Source organism: Allorhodopirellula heiligendammensis (assembly GCF_007860105.1).
In the GTDB taxonomy this organism is placed as follows: Bacteria; Planctomycetota; Planctomycetia; order Pirellulales; family Pirellulaceae; genus Rhodopirellula; species Rhodopirellula heiligendammensis.
The window spans coordinates 743955-759782 of sequence record NZ_SJPU01000002.1 but is presented as its reverse complement, the minus strand read 5'-3'; the positions used below and the strand labels follow the sequence as shown (position 1 = coordinate 759782).

The following is a 15828-nucleotide window of genomic DNA, read 5'->3' as shown; positions in this document are numbered from 1 at the left end:
ACGGTGAACACGCAGGGACGTTCGATAAGCTGTTGACGTTATTGGTTTAGCGAGCCCCTAGCGACAGATAGGCGTGAAGATCACGAATTTGTTCGTCACTGTACTCATTGAGCAAACCCGACGGCATCAGCGAGGTAGGTAGCGCCTGCAGGGTTTCGATCTCGTCACGGGCAATCATGGTGGTTTGGCTATCTGCGTTGCGAACCGTCACGGTGGTCGGCGTTTGTTCGGCAATGACTCCATTGATCACGCGACCATCCTCGGTCAAAACCACGTAGGACTGGTAGCCTTCGCGAATTTCCAGATTAGGCAACACAATTGAATCGACCCAAAATCCGATCTTTCCTCGTTCGTATCCGTCCAGAGGCGGTCCAATCTTGCTGCCCTCCCCGAACAATTGGTGACACACACCACAAGCTTTTGCAAAAATCTTCTTGCCTGCTTGAGCGTCGCCGGGTGTCGCGGCGAGCATCTCTCGTAAGCGATTGGTTTCTAATATTTGCTCGGGCGTCGCGGTTGTTGAGATAGGCCCGAACACTCGTTTCACCTGCTCCGCAATTTGAGGGTCCTCGTACGTGCGAAGTTGCTGGATGACGTCGTAGGGAACGTGGTCGCGTTGGAGTCTCCACTGCGTCAACTCTTCTAGCAATTGCAACGCCCACACGGGGCGCGAGGCGAGAGTCCGAAACGCCGCTGCCCGCAAACCATGCTCCTCGGACACTCGGCTCCCAAACGATGCCAGCAGTGTAGTGCCGATCGATGCGGCGTCGTATTTTCGCAGCGAAGCGATCGCAACGCGCTGAAGGGCCGGTTCGGAGGTCCGGTTTCCCGTTGCCAGAGCGAGCAAGTTCTTTGTGGCGTCGGGGTGATGAATTTCGCCGAATACGTTGGCTGCCTCGATCGCGAGCGGCAAGTTGGATTGTGGACTCGCGAGTAATTCGATCGCATCGACGATCGCTCGGGAATCGCCTCGCCGGAGCGACAAAATTAAGTTCGATTCCCCGAGCGACGCCTTGTATTCCGCCAGGGCTCTATCGAGCGAGATGGGTAATTGCGGAATGGCACGGCCTTGATACGCCATATCGATACCTTGAATCAGTAGAGCCCGAGCCTCGTCGTCGGGTGCCATCTCGATTAACTGTGCACAGTGATGAAGGTTCTCATCGTCACTGGCCGAAGCGTAGCGTTGAATGAGACGTCGCAAAACGTCATGCTTGACCATTGAGAGATTCCATATTGACTTATCTGCGAACATCGTCGCGACCGCAGGCCACACGTCGGCATGAGCTTCGATCGCCCACCAGTTCATGAGCGGCATGTGTGGGTCGTGAGCATCATTCTCGTGACGCAGTAGCGCCGCCACGATGTCCAAGCCCACCGCGGGGGACAGCCGTTTAGCGGTGGCGGCCAACTGGCTGCGAACCTGAACGTCCGGCTCCGTCGCCGCCATCACCGCCAGTCCACTGTGATCTTCGTGGCGATCTCCGAGCAGACGCACGACCCAGCGGCGAATGTGGGCGTCGGAGTGCGACAGCCAACGTGACGCCAAGGTGGCATCGAATCTTCCGATCATGCTTAAAGCCCAGAGCGCTTCGAGCGAGGCCTGCTCATCGACGAGCTTAATGAGTGGCTCCGTCACGGCAGCGTCACCTCGCCACCCCAGTTCAAGCACGGCGCGCTGCCGCACCCACTTGTTCTGATGGGAGAAGTAACTCATTAACTCTTCATTGCTGGCTTTGTTGAGGTCGCCCTGCTGATAGCTTGGCGAGGCGTCCGACGGGACGACGCGATAGATGCGGCCGCTCTCTTTGTGCCAATCGTCGACTGGACTGACGTGGCTTAGGCGACTGTCATACCAATCGGCCATGTAGACAGCACCATCAGGGCCCACACCGGCATAGACGGGGCGAAACCAACGATCGGAGGTCTCAAGTAAGTTGGGCAGATCCACGGTTCGATAGGTGGATCCGTCGGGAATTCGCTGGCTATGCCATACAAGGTTATGTAGTGAATTCGGCGCGATAATTCCTTGCTCGTACTCCGTCGGTAGCAGCCCTCCCTCGTAGATACAGAACGCTTGCGGAAATCTGCGTCCATCTCCGTCGAACTTCATCGCATGGAAGAATCCGAAGGCATAGGGATTGGTCAGCGGGCCGTGTTTGCCCCAATTCTTTTCACTGTAGCTTCCTTGCGGAAAATAGTATCCTCGCGTGTTCCCACCGTTAGTGCCAGTAAACACACGGCCTTTCGAGTCGATCTCGAGACTGAAATTATTCCCGCCTCCCTCAGCGTATATCTCGAAAACTTTGGTGTCGGGATGGTATCGCCATACGCACTGTCCCTGAAAACGCACACCTTTGGTGACTGCGGAGCTGACGTCGCCGACCGTCGTGCTGCCATTGCAACCGTACAGCCACCCGTCTGGTCCCCAGGTCAGGCTATTGGCAACCGAGTGGGTATCTTGCAATCCAAAGCCCGCTAGATGAACTTCGGGGTCTGCATCGGGCACGTCGTCTTGATTAGCATCAGGATAGAACAATAAATAAGGTGGGTTCAACACCCAAATCCCACCGTGGCCGACTTGGACGGATGAGGCGATATTCAGACCGGTGATGATATCTTTGTGGCTGTCGTAAACGCCGTCTCCGTCGGTGTCTTCGAACACGGTGACCTTGTCTGCGCCCGGCGTACCCAGCGGTGGTGGTTCGGGAACACGATCGAAAACTGCGCGCAGGTGCTGGTCGTAGCGCACGATCTTCAGCCCGGCGGGAAACTGGTACTGACGATACTGGACCACCCACATTCGCCCCCGCGAGTCCCACGAGATAAACAGCGGCTGTGAGATGTCCGGTTCCGCGGCCACGGATTGGATCTCAAGCCCCTCGATGACTTCGAATTGGGTTAACGCAATATCGACGGGGGTAGGTTCCGAATCATCTCGCATGACACCACGACCAGGGCGCGTCCGCATAATTTCGGCGACCTCAGCGTTTCCTGCATAGGAGGTGTCCGAGGCAGGGGTGGGCTGCGGAGATTGGGCACGTACAGCAGTGCTGAGGCTGGCTGATGAGATCAGGTTTGCCGACAGGACCGCTACTACGAAGCAAGTCGGGAATCGAGTTGCGGTCAGTCTGGAGCGGAGAGAATGCATTGAAGATCGCAGGCGGGCAGTGGGAGGCTTCACAGCCTGTTGAGTTCGTTGCTTTCGCTGTCCGAATTCACAAATACCAAACCGGAACTCAAGCAAACGATCAACTGGATCGTCTCGCTGGCGGTGCGGATTGATAAATCAACAGGCAGTTTGGAGGGAGCCCAATCTTAACCTGTGGCAGGGGTTCAGTGGGCATCCATGCCTGTCTCCTGGCTCAACCGACGGAATCGCGCGTCAGAGGTTGCGAAGTGCTGTCATCTTAAAGACAGCTCTGCCTTTCTACATGCCGGTGGTCAGCCGAAGTTCACGTTGGTCACCCATCAGAACCGGATAGATGCTATTGCTTCGGCGGATTGACGTGTTTAAGGAATTTGAAGATATCACTACCAGTGGTCATGATTAGCGTGCTGTCGCCCCCGAGCATTTCTTGGTAGGTCTCCATCGTCTTGATGAACTCATAGAATGCGACGGAGTCCTCGCTTTGGTTGTAGGCGCTCGCATAGATTTCGCTGGCCTTCGCGTCTGCTTCGCCTTGGACTTCTTGGACCCGTTTATATGCTTCGGATTCAATTTTCAATAAGTCGCGTTCCTTCTTTCCAAGGATCTTCGCGGCTTCGCCTTCGCCCTCGCTACGAAATCGCTCCGCGATCTGCTGGCGTTCGCTGATCATGCGGTCATAGATTCGCTGACGTACGCTCTCGTTGTAGTTGATCCGCTTGAATCGTACGTCGAGCAGCTCGATGCCAAAATCCGATAGCTTCTCAGCTGCCTCGCCATAGATTTCCTCTTCGATCTTCGCACGCCCTTTTGAGATGGGATAGAGACGTCCCACGTTTCCGGGAGCATCGACGAGCACGGCATCTTGATTAGGCTCACGGTCCTTGGTAGTCCTGATCACCTCGATCAGCTCATGTTTCGCGATCGCATTGCGAGTCTCGCTGCCGAGAATATCGTCGAGACGTGACTGAGCACTCCGCTCATCTCGCAGTCGCAGAAAGAACTGTTTCGCGTCACTAATTCGCCATCGCCCAAAAGTGTCGACAACAATATAGGTTTTATCCTTGGTGGGCATTTCATTGGGGCGACCGTCCCACTCAAGCATGCGTTTTTCGATCCGCGTCACGTCTTGGACGAACGGAAGTTTGAGGTGCAGACCTGCGGCGGTGATCGGATCACCAACGGGCTTTCCGAATTGGGTGATGATCACCTGCTCGGTCTCGTCCACGGTGTAGGTCGCGGTGAAGTACAGAATCAGCAAGAACAGTCCGATTCCGCCCAGAATGGTAAGTGGTGCATTTTTCATCATGGGTTCTTTGTTGAATCGGTGGACAATTGCAATAGCGGCAAGATCTGACTGGCGCTTTCGTCAAGGATGATCTTTTTGCCGAGATTAGGAACGATCTGACGCATGGTCTCAATGTAGATGCGTTGTCTGGTGACCTCAGGGGCTTTGACGTACTCTGTCATCACAGCGTTGAACCGCGCGACATCGCCTTCAGCCTCGTTGACCCGCTTCAGAGCGTAGCCTTCGGCGGCCTGGATCTTTTGTTCCGCTTCGCCACTCGCTCGGGGAACGACTTTGTTGTACTCGCCATTGGCAACATTGATGAGTTGTTCCCGCTCCTGTTGAGCCTGGTTCACCTCGTTGAACGAACGCTGGACCGGCAGTGGCGGGTTCACATTCTTCAGTTGCACCTGGTCGATGCTCAAACCCAACTCATACTTGTCGACGAGCTGCTGCAGTTGAATCAGGGCATCAGCTTCGATCTCCTGACGGCCGACCGTAATGACCTCATCGACAGTTCGATCGCCTACGACGGTACGCATGACAGACTCAGAAAGCGCTCGCAGAGTGCTGTCGGGATTGCGAACTTTAAACAGGTAAAGTTCGGGTTCACGCACGCGGTATTGGATGATCCACTCAACCGTGGCTGCATTGAGGTCGCCGGTCACCATGCCGCGCTCGAGGGTCTGTTCCGATGAAAACTGGTTCGGATTCGTCGCATTGGCAGATCCAAATCCAAATTCCTGCTTCAACTGTCTCTTCACGGGTACCATGGACACACGTTCGATCCCGAAGGGCAGTTTGAACCGCAGGCCAGGCTCCGCGTTGCGAACGTATTTACCGAATCGCTGGACGACGCCCTCAGACTCCGCCTGCACGGTGTACACGCAAGAGTAAACGACCAACACCAGGAGAAATGCTGCGCCGAGCCAAAGCATTCGCACTTGATTCCAATCGATGTCGCGCCAGTCAAAGTCTCGCCAGTCGTCAGGATCAAACTTCATGTGGGATGCAATTGGTAGTTCGTAAGGAAATCGAAGGGAGACTCACCGCGGCCGCGATCGCAGCGCAATCACGCAGCGAGTTCGACCTCTGAGCGTAGGTCAAGTATAGCTTGCCCATCGGAGGATGCAGCGACCATCTCAGCAAACCCGCCGGGGGGTTCCCTTTTGTATCAGTCGAAGCAGGGAGGCCTTGCGGACCGATGCAGTGTGATCGACCACACTTCATGCTGCAATTGGAGTGAGTATGGCAGGGCGATCAACGGATCTCCCACATCAAAGGCGCTGGTGACGCAGTTTTCCCCAACAGTGAGCCTGTTGGCAGGCTTCGCCATGCTGAGCAGGATCAATCCTCCAGCTTGCGGTGGTGGACAGCCGTAAGAGGAAGCATGAGGAGCACCGCCGTAGAGCAACGTCTCATGGTGTACACTATGCGCCGCTCGATATTCCGATTCAGCACCGCACGACTTCATCCGATCACCGGTACGCCTCTGCTTCGGAATGAAGATTCGTTCACTTTCCCCACCAATAGCTGTTCCCACGATTCACACTTCCTATACTCAGACGCACTTGTTTAGCAAACTTTCATTTCGCCAAGACGTCACGATGGCCGCTGCACCACCTCGGAGATGGAGACATTCGTCCGTTGGTTCGGCTCTGCTTCACCGCTGCGAGCGTGTGCTCTCCAGGAGAAACCGTATCGACATGGATCACAATATCGATCTGGGGGTGTCTGACCGATGATCGACAATCGCATCGCAAAGATCTTCTGGATGGGTCTGCTCGCAATTCTGAACAGTACGATCGTGGCTGCGGAGAGTTCTGTTCCATTCGTTTCCGGTTTTGAACGATTTGGTCGCCATGATGAGGTTGACCAGGCGCTCGCTGGCGAGGTGTTACTGAGTGAACTGAGTTGCACAGCCTGTCATTTGAACGAGCGGATCAGTGCCAAAGGGGGACCGCAACTCAATGGCATCGCACGCCGAGTTAGTCAGGAGTGGCTAAGTGATTACTTGGCTTCGCCGACATCAGTTCATCCAGGCACGACGATGCCTGACGTGCTATCAGGCTTGTCCCAGGATTCCAAGGAAGAGGTCGTCGCGGCCCTTGTCGCGTTTCTATCAACACTGGATGAGGACCTGCCGACGATCAAGGCGGGGGGTGCCAATCCGGTTGAGTTCGAGTTCTGGAAGAAGGGCGATGCTGATCGCGGAGCCGACCTCTATCACCAGGTCGGCTGCGTGGCCTGCCATGCACCGGAGGCGAGCTACCATGTCTCCGAGGTTCGAGAGTCTTCGATCGATCAACTTCTCGAGGAGTTCGATCCCGAGGAGCTCGCCGAAATGGGCTTGGCAAGTACCGCGCGTCGAGTCGAATCGGTACCACATGGGGATTTGCGTCGGAAGTATTCGCGACGATCGCTAACCCATTTTTTGTTTCAACCCGAACATTTCCGTCCGTCCGGGCGGATGCCCAACCTGAAACTGGCACCCCATGAGGCGGCTGATATCGCGGCGCATCTACTCCAACGAGGAAACTACGCATCGGATGATAAGCCCGAGGGCCTGAGGTCCACCGACCATCTCAATGACCGCGACATGGTCGCACCCTCGACCAACACAGCGTTGGTCGAGACCGGTCGCAAGCTCTTCGTATCATTGGGCTGTGCAAATTGCCACCAGGCAGGAAACACCGAACGTCAAGCCTATATACCACTCGCAGATCTGGATTTGACGAAAGCAGCAGCAGCCTGTCTCGCCACGGGAACCAGCAGCACGCCCCATGGCGTCGAGTCGGCCCATAGATCAGAGGCACTGGCGGACGGCGACGCCGTCCGGCGACAGTACCCGAGGTACCCGCTCGATTCGACACAGACCTCAGCCATCACAGCAGCGATCGTCGATCTGAAATCACGCAGGCAGGTCAAAAACGATCAATCCGAGCAGGCCGATTTAGTCGACCGAACGCTGCTACAGATGAACTGCTATGGTTGTCACACCCGAGACGCGTTGGGAGGTGTTGGCCGATATCGCAAACCCTACTTTGAAACGGTCGGGGGTGTTGATCTGGGGGATGAAGGTCGCTTGCCGCCACCACTTTCCGGAGTCGGTCGCAAGCTCAAACCGGAATGGCTCAAGCGGGTGTTTCGCGGGGATCCCAAGACGACGCTACGTCCGCATATGACGATTCGAATGCCGAAATTCCCACACGGTGATGTAATGGCGCTCGCCGATCGATTGGGTGGCGTCGATGGAGCGAACACCGCACCGGCTAGCGAAGTGTTTGCCACTTCGACGACGGGAGCGGCAGCGAAGCCGAGTGGCGAGATCGGGCGCGACCTGATGGGCATCGGCTGCATTGAATGCCATTCCTTCGACGGCCAAGCGATGCCGGGCGTCGTCGGCGTTGACCTAACTGGCGTGCCCGATCGCGTTTTCCCAGCGTGGTTCCACGACTTTGTCATGAACCCGGCAGCGATCAAGAACCGAACCCGCATGCCGACTTTCTTCCCAGAGGGCAAAAGCCAAGTTCCGCACGTGCTCGGCGGCAACGCGTCAAAACAGATCGCTTCGATGTGGGACTATCTCGAGCATTCCGACCGTCTCGGCATTCCGCCGAAGATCGAGGCCGAACGCTCCAAAAACTATCAACTGACACCGACAGATCACCCGCTGATGCTGCGGACGTTCATGAATGGTGTCGGGATGCACGCCATCGCGGTCGGGTTCCCCTCGGGCGAAAACTTTGCAATGGACGCTCAAGAGGCGCGGCTGGCGATCGGTTGGCGAGGGGAATTTTTGGATGCGAGAAGTACTTGGTTTGAACGGTTTTCTCCGCCTATCGATCCGCTAGGCACTGAGCCGCAGCCCCTCGACACAGGCCCCAGCTTTTTCAAAATCAATCCGGTTAGCGGCACGCCGGTCGCAGTCCTCGCTGAATTTCTTGGCTACCAGCTCGACAGCGATCGTGTTCCCACGTTCCGATACCGATGTGGCGGCTATCGGATCGAGGACCGCATCGTGCCCGCGATTAGCGGCGGATTACGACGCCAGATTCATCTTCACTCTGACCAAGCTAATGCTACCGAGAAACTTCTGTTCCGGATCATTCACGGTACCCAAGTGACCCAGGACGCGACGAAGCATCAGTTTCACAACGAGTCGGGACTCTCAGTGCAAGTGCTCAGCCCAAATCAAACGCCCGTGCAGAAAGAGGACTGGATGCTCCCTCTGGGTGCCGCAGACAATTTGGAGCTTATCTACCGATGGCAATGAACAATCGTACTGATCGGCATTCCGATTTTGCCAAACTCTCGAAACAACAGGCCATGCAACTCGGAACGTGTCAAACATCAACGTTCAATTTTAAAATGCCATCTCAACTTAAGCCTTCATGCCATTCGACCCAACTCAAGGTTGCCCCATTGAGAACCGGAAAGTGCGTTGACTCGAGCGCCATGTCGGTCGGCCGATACGCTGTGATCCGATTTGGGTGGTTGATTGCGCTCGCTGCGTTTTACCTGATGTTCAACTCCGTAGTCGCGGAAGCACCCGCTTTCGGTGTCACTGACAGTTCTGGTAGCGAAGCGGACTATTATCGAATCGTTGCCATCGCTACACCGCAAACCGCCACCGATTCGCGTGACCCGAATTGGAAGCCCGCCGATGATGGGATTGCGTTGGAGGTCAGCGGCATCGCAATCCTGGATGACCACCGCGTCGCGGTCTCGATTCGCAAGGGTGAAGTCTGGATCCTTGACCACGCCTACGACGAATCTCCAGACAAGGTGACGTTCCATCAATTCGCTTCGGCGCTTCATGAACCACTCGGTCTCTTGAAGTGGAAAGATTCGTTGGTCACGGTGCAGCGAACTGAGATGACACGGATGGTCGATCTCGATGGTGACGAAGTCGCTGACCTGTACGAGACACTCGCGACCGGTTGGGGCGTGAGCGGGAACTACCACGAGTACGCCTACGGACCACAAGCTGACCGCGATGGCAATTTGTGGCTGACGCTGAATATCGGCATGGGTTTTAAGGGCGACGAGCGAAGCCGGCGTGTCACCGACCCTGTCTTGAATGTGTCGCAATCGCTGTGGCGAGGATGGGCCATGAAGCGAGAGCCTGACGGGAATCTGGTCCCAGTTTGTGCGGGGATGCGTTCACCTTCGGGGATCGGTACCAACGCCGAGGGAGATTTGTTCTACACCGACCAGCAAGGTAACTGGGTCGCGACTAACGCCCTGCACCATCTTCGTGAAGGCGTGTTCTTCCACCACCCGGAATCGCTGGCGTCGATGAGCCAGCCCGGTTCGACGATCCACGATGTAACAAACATCCCCGGCGGGCTGCCCTACCCGGAGGCCTTGAAGCAGTTCCCAGCAATGCGACCGCCAGCGGTTTGGTTTCCCTACAAAAAGGCGGGCCAATCGACCACTGACATCGTGCTCGACCACAGCGGCGGCAAATTTGGTCCGTTCGCAAACCAACTTTTCGTCGGCGAGTTCACTCAAGCAGCGATGAATCGCGTCTTCCTCGAGAAGGTCGATGGGGAATACCAAGGGGCGTGCTTCCCATTCCGCCGTGGCTTCGCCTCGGCGGTCTTGAGGATGGAGCAAGGCATCGACGGAAGTCTCTTTGTCGGATTGACTAACCGGGGATGGAGCAGTTTGGGGACGGCTTCGTACGGACTGCAGCGATTGGTTTGGACCGGAGTGACCCCGTTCGAGATTCTCGAGATGCGCGCCAAGCCGGACGGTTTTGAACTTCAGTTCACGACCCCCGTCGAGCTAAGTACCGCCAGCGATCCCAACTCATACGCGATGAACAGTTACACCTATCTCTATCACAAAGCCTACGGTAGTGATGAGATTCAAAAAAAGCCCCTGACGATCGATCGAGCCATCGTTGCGTCAGATGGCCTGAGCGTTCGGCTCTATACGAGCGGCCTGCGGCCCCACTTCGTACACGAACTCGACGCCCGCGGTGTCCGCGGCATCCACGGTCAGCCACTATTGCATTCCAACGCGTTCTATACGCTCAACGCGATCCCGAAAATGGATCCCCAGCCCACCGCTGACTAACATTTGGACCTCTCAGTGCCCCACTGTTTCCTTTTCCTTATGCCGAGCAGCAGACAGCAGCGTTTGAGTCGTAAGTAGACGAGTCTCTCCGAGACTCGAACACCCCACCTGCTCGGTACAAACTCATCGACCGCTCGCCCTAACCGCCGAGCTGAGAACGTGCTCACTCGATCCCCCAAAACCAGCAACCTTGATAATCAAATGCGACAGCAAATTTGGCTCACCCTGATCGTCTGTCAAATCGCGATGATCCTGTCGGCGGCAAAACTCCAGGCTGTCGACGAACTTTCTCCGGAAATCAAATCTCGATTCTCGCAGGCGTCCAGTCGCAGCTTTCAGAGGTTTGATCCTGAACGGGAGCGGACATGGCGAGGGCCTTACTTCTTCATGCAGCTCGCCGATACCCAGTACGGCATGTTCACCGGAAATGAGGGATTCGAGCAGGAAGCCGCGTTGGCTCAACGGACGGTCGAGCACATCAACCGGCTTCGCCCTCGATTCGTAATCGTCTGCGGCGATCTCACCAATGCCACTCCTAACCACCCTCGCTATCGAGCTCAGGTTAACCAGTTCCACAGTGACTTCTCAAAGATAGCCCCCGAAATTCCGCTCGTTTGCGTGTGTGGCAACCACGACGTAGGCAATCGGCCGAGCAGTGGCTCGATCGCGAGCTACCGCGAGCATTTTGGCGATGACTATTTTTCGTTTTGGGTCGGCGGAACCTTCAACATCGTCCTCAATTCCAGCGTTCTGAAGGATCCGACTGCCGCTCCCGAAGTGCTGGCCAACCAGCAGGAATGGCTCGATCAGCAACTGCGAACTGCCGTCGCCGCCAAAGCACAACACATTTTTGTGTTCCAACATCACCCGTTGTTTCTCGAGCAAGAAGATGAGCCGGATCAGTACTTCAACATTCCACTCGAGCGTCGCACGCCGCTGTTGGAGCAACTGAAGCTGGCCAATGTCCGAGCCGTCCTCGCAGGCCACTACCATCGAAACGCGTATGGCCGCGCCGGTGACATGGAAATGATCACGACCGGACCCGTGGGGCGACCGCTGGGCAACGATCCGTCCGGCTTTCGGATCGTGATCGTTGATGAAATGAAGATCGAACACCAATACTGGCCAATGGACGATGTGCCTGAAAAAGTTGACTTGCCGTGAGCTCGCAGCGACACCGGGATGAGGCCATCCAACACGCGACCGCTGAGACAGCTACCATCGCCAGACGGTGGAGTCCATGTCCTGGCAAACCCGGCTACTCAAGTTGTTCGTTCGCGTTTGCGAGGCCTGTGAAAACCCGTCAAAATCCGCTTCCTATTTTCCACATCGAGAGAGCCTTTCCATGAAGACCATTTTTTCACTATTTGCTGGGGCGATCTGCACACTGGCCTGTTGCAGCGTATCGATCGCTGCGGACAATGAACTCACCAACGAAGAGCGAGACGCTGGCTGGCAGCTCCTTTTTAACGGCACTGACTACACGGGCTGGAAGTGCAATAACGGAAAGGAAATCGCGTCAGACGTTGTTGATCATGCGATGCAGCCGTACGAGTCGGGCGGTTACATCATCATCCATGACAAGCAATTCGGCGACTTTATTTTTAAATGCGACGTCAAGATGCCTGAGCAATGTAATTCCGGGATCTTCTTTCGGGTTGAGAATCCAGCCGATCCCGTGAACACAGGTTTTGAGACGCAAATCGCGACCGGCAACGGCACGAGTTGCCATGACTTCGGTGCCATCTATGATCTGGTGCCAACCACCCATAATGCGTCCAAGGGTTCAGGCCAATGGGACAATGTGGAGATTCGATGCGAGGGCGCAAAGTTTTCCGTCAAGGTGAACGGTGAGTTGGTCTGCCAAATGAATGCCGACGAGTTTGATCAGCCAGGTGAACGTGCGATTGATGGCGATCACAAATTCAAACTAAATGGAAAACGTCGTGCCATTAAGGATTTCTCACGAGTTGGATATCTCGGGTTCCAAGACCATGGGCATCCAGTCTGGTATAAAAACGTCAAAGTCCTGCCACTGACCAAGAAGTAGAAGATTCCTTTTTTTAGAAGTCGCGTTGTTATGCGTTTGCCTATTTGTCTATCGCTTGCAGTTGTTTCTTGGGCATGGTGCCTCCCCGCTCACGGGGATTCCCGGCCGAACATTGTTTTCATTCTCAGTGACGATCATCGTTATGATTTCATGAGCTGTGTCGACTCCTGCCCGGATTTTCTGAAGACACCGAATTTCGACCGCATGGCGAACGCAGGAGCCCATTTCCGCAACGCATTTGTCAGCACATCGTTGTGTTCGCCCAGTCGCGCGTCGATATTAACGGGGCGTTACATGCACCATCATGGGGTCGTTGACAACCAACGGCCCATCCCGGCGGGCACAGAGTTCTTTCCGTCGCATCTGCAGCACGCCGGCTACACCACGGCGTTCATAGGCAAGTGGCACATGGGACACGATGACGATGCGCCGCGACCGGGGTTCGATTTCTGGGCGAGCTTTCGTGGGCAGGGGGTGTACACCAATCCCGTTCTCAACATCAACGGCACGCAACAAACGTTCGATGGGTACACGACGGACATCTTGACCGATGTTGCTCTCGATTGGTTGAAGCAAGATCATTCCGAAGACAATCCGTACCTACTGTATTTATCCTATAAAGCTGTCCATTACCCGTTTCAGCCCAGCCCGCGGGATGAACATCGCTACCGAGACGAAGCAATTGACTATCCTGAAAAGATGGCTAACACGGAACGCAACTATCGCACGCAGCCTCGCTGGGTACTCGATCGTCGCTACAGCATCCACGGCATTGATCACATGGAAACGGGAGCGTTTGACAAGGATCCTGTGCCAGACTTTGATCAACTGTTCCACCAATACTGTGAAACAGTCCATGGACTCGACGAGAACATCGGCCGCGTACTGACGGCGTTGGAAGAGGCGGGGGACATGGACAATACGATCGTGATCTACATGGGAGACAACGGCTTCCACCTTGGTGAGCACGGGTTCTACGACAAACGAGATGCGTTCGAGACATCGATTCGTGTCCCGATGCTGGCTTTGGCGCCTGGTCGTATTGCGGCCGGGACGAAGATCGATGAGTTGGTACAGAATATCGACGTCGCCCCCACTGTGCTGGATCTGTGCGGCATCACATTGACCGAAGAAATGAAGTTTGATGGTCGCTCCATGCAGTCATTGTGGCAGCCCCGTCTCAGCTCAACGCCACCCTGGCGCGACCATATTTTGTACGAATATCACTGGGAATGGAATTTCCCGGCAACCCCGACAACGCTTGCGATCCGCACCGACCGATTTAAATATGTCTACTACCACGGCGATTGGGATCAAGACAGCTTCTATGATTTGCAAACCGACCCGATCGAACGACACAATTTAATCGATGTGCCCGCGTACCAGGACCAAATCGAGTCGTTGCGAAATCAGCTTTTCGCGGAACTGGCCGAAAGCGGCGGACTGAACTTGCCCATTCGCATTCCCGAGGGCGAACGGCTCGACCAACGCAAACGCCCCTAGCAACCTGACGGGCGAGTTACTTTCGCAGCGGGAATGCACAACGAGTGTTGAACTCTCCCTTAGCTACCGTCGTCATCCGGTGGCATACCACGCTCTGGCGAGCGTTGCTGTTCATGCGATGGCAGCACAGCAAGCACCTCTGCAGAAGGTATCGTTTTGAATTAGCCGGTGGGCGCTAGCCCCGGTTATTGCAACGCTCCACGTTTCACACAATAACCGGGGCTAGCGCCCACCGGCTGATCTCGGGATTCTATCCAAGCACTTACACGAATGTGCGTATCCCAAAGGCCAACAGACGAGCAAACTATCGCGCAAATCGAACACGGCCATTCATCTCGAAAATAGAGATCTGCTGTGATTGAGCTCATTGTTACGTTTCGCCTGAACCACCCATCAGATTGAAAGGACGAGACATCTTTCTTGTCCGCCGCCGCTGAGTTCGCCAGTAACCCAGAGGTTCAAGATTCCACGCCTTCAAAATTTATAAATCCGGCGTCGAACCAGCCCCGAGAACTCACACACGTTTGGCTGCTCAATATGGCTCGATTCCACATGACACCGGAGAAGCCCTCGGCAAAACCGACGGAAAGGGCTTAACATGACTCGCCTGCACAAGGGACGCCCGCGTTTCGTGTAAACCGTTAGTCCTCGCGGCTGGTGATTTCAATTAAGTGATAACCAAACTGTGTTTTCACGGGCCCATGCACCTTATTCAGGTCGCCGCTGAAGACGACTTTGTCAAACTCGGGGACCATCTGACCAGGACGGAACGATCCCAACACTCCACCGGATTTGCCCGACGGGCACGCTGAGAACTCTGCCGCAATGGCTCCGAAGTCCTTACCGCCTTCAATCTGCTCTTTCAGATCGGTACAGACTTCTTCGGTTTCAACGAGAATGTGTCGAGCGCTTGCTTGGGCCATCGGTTTCGCTTTGTAAAATGGAATTTGAGAGTGTGGTGCAACGGTGCCAAAAGTTTTCGACCGTTGGCGTCCGATATCGTTGCCGAAAAAGATCGTTTCGAAAACCCAGGTGGGTGGAATTGAGCCATTTTCGTGCTCCCCGCGCCGCCTCCGTTCGCTTTTTTGTCCCGATTCTCATCTACGCTTGAATGATCGGGCGGATGCCTGCATCAAAGCCGCCCGCTAGCTGGTAGCATGGACTCCGCTGTGGTCAAGCGAACCCGCCGGTGAATTACTCGCGCGATCTGAGCCGAATGCGGCGTATGTTGCTGCCAATACGAGCGGATCGTACGCCGTCTACTTCCCCGCCGGCGGGGAAGTTAATTTGGATCTGACGGCGGCGCAAGTTCCTCTGATCGATTACTCGAACCACATTAACAGCGGCGAGTACGGGGCCAAAAAAGGAATCGCAGCCGGCGGCGATGTCACGCTTTCGCCGTCCAGTGCCGACAACTGGGCCGTCGCCATCGCTCCTCGCTGAGATCGTGAAAGTCTCATTTTCTTCCTGTCGTCTAGCATGTGGTCAAAGATCCGCACCGAAATCGGACGCGTCGTTTGCCGGGCTTGCGTGCGATACCGAAACGCACTTCCATTTCTAATACTGCGTCGTCGACGCGGAGGGGCGCGCATCTCGATTGTAAGTTCACCCTGACTGGCATGTTTTTCTCGAATGAGTCGTGATGCAGGTAGGACGCCAGGCGGATGGTGGCATGCTGACAGGTAGAATTGGCCTCCGACGAATCATTCGAAAGCCCATGAGTCTATCAGAGGGAGATTTCCGTTGAATTCT

11 protein-coding genes are annotated in these 15828 nt (G+C 55.5%); 5 read left to right on the top strand and 6 right to left on the bottom strand.

Annotated elements, in window-relative coordinates:
- Positions 1 to 46 precede the first annotated feature (46 nt).
- The 4 genes from Poly21_RS13215 to Poly21_RS27515 form a co-directional block, all read right to left on the bottom strand.
- Positions 47 to 2971, bottom strand: coding sequence for a DUF7133 domain-containing protein (locus Poly21_RS13215; protein ID WP_146408666.1), 2925 nt, complete (start codon positions 2969 to 2971; stop codon positions 47 to 49).
- Between the two features lie 517 nt (positions 2972 to 3488).
- Positions 3489 to 4457, bottom strand: a complete 969-nt coding sequence (gene hflC, locus Poly21_RS13210) for a protease modulator HflC (protein ID WP_302118836.1) — start codon at positions 4455 to 4457, stop codon at positions 3489 to 3491.
- Positions 4454 to 5440 (bottom strand): FtsH protease activity modulator HflK, encoded by a 987-nt coding sequence (gene hflK / locus Poly21_RS13205; protein ID WP_146407473.1) that lies wholly within the window; start codon positions 5438 to 5440, stop codon positions 4454 to 4456. Before hflK ends, hflC begins: the two co-directional genes overlap by 4 nt.
- 170 nt (positions 5441 to 5610) lie before the next feature.
- On the bottom strand, positions 5611 to 5979 hold the full coding sequence (locus Poly21_RS27515; RefSeq protein ID WP_302118835.1) for a hypothetical protein: 369 nt from the start codon (positions 5977 to 5979) through the stop codon (positions 5611 to 5613).
- Positions 5980 to 6177: 198 nt separating this feature from the next.
- Here Poly21_RS27515 and Poly21_RS13200 point away from each other — a divergent pair, with 198 nt between their 5' ends.
- The 5 genes from Poly21_RS13200 (at position 6178) to Poly21_RS13180 (ending at position 14076) form a co-directional block, all read left to right on the top strand.
- Positions 6178 to 8712, top strand: a complete 2535-nt coding sequence (locus tag Poly21_RS13200) for a c-type cytochrome (RefSeq protein WP_146407472.1) — start codon at positions 6178 to 6180, stop codon at positions 8710 to 8712.
- Between the two features lie 182 nt (positions 8713 to 8894).
- Positions 8895 to 10523 carry a DUF7133 domain-containing protein gene (locus tag Poly21_RS13195; protein ID WP_436967498.1) on the top strand — a complete coding sequence of 543 codons (1629 nt, stop codon included), beginning with the start codon at positions 8895 to 8897 and terminating at the stop codon, positions 10521 to 10523.
- Positions 10524 to 10724: 201 nt separating this feature from the next.
- The gene (locus Poly21_RS13190; RefSeq protein WP_146407471.1) at positions 10725 to 11687 is read left to right on the top strand and encodes a serine/threonine-protein phosphatase CPPED1; all 963 of its coding nucleotides are present in this window, start codon (positions 10725 to 10727) and stop codon (positions 11685 to 11687) included.
- Between the two features lie 181 nt (positions 11688 to 11868).
- On the top strand, positions 11869 to 12573 hold the full coding sequence (locus tag Poly21_RS13185; RefSeq protein WP_302118833.1) for a 3-keto-disaccharide hydrolase: 705 nt from the start codon (positions 11869 to 11871) through the stop codon (positions 12571 to 12573).
- Positions 12574 to 12684: 111 nt separating this feature from the next.
- Entirely contained in the window at positions 12685 to 14076 is a 1392-nt protein-coding gene (locus tag Poly21_RS13180; RefSeq protein WP_436967512.1) for a sulfatase family protein, read from the top strand.
- 641 nt (positions 14077 to 14717) lie between these two features.
- On the opposite strand, the gene Poly21_RS13175 is transcribed toward Poly21_RS13180, so the two are convergent.
- Both Poly21_RS13175 and Poly21_RS27510 read right to left on the bottom strand, forming a co-directional pair.
- Positions 14718 to 14999: a peptidylprolyl isomerase gene (locus Poly21_RS13175; protein ID WP_146407468.1), complete on the bottom strand. Its 282-nt coding sequence runs from the start codon at positions 14997 to 14999 to the stop codon at positions 14718 to 14720.
- 399 nt (positions 15000 to 15398) lie between these two features.
- Positions 15399 to 15536 (bottom strand): hypothetical protein, encoded by a 138-nt coding sequence (locus Poly21_RS27510; RefSeq protein ID WP_302118832.1) that lies wholly within the window; start codon positions 15534 to 15536, stop codon positions 15399 to 15401.
- Positions 15537 to 15828 lie beyond the last annotated feature (292 nt).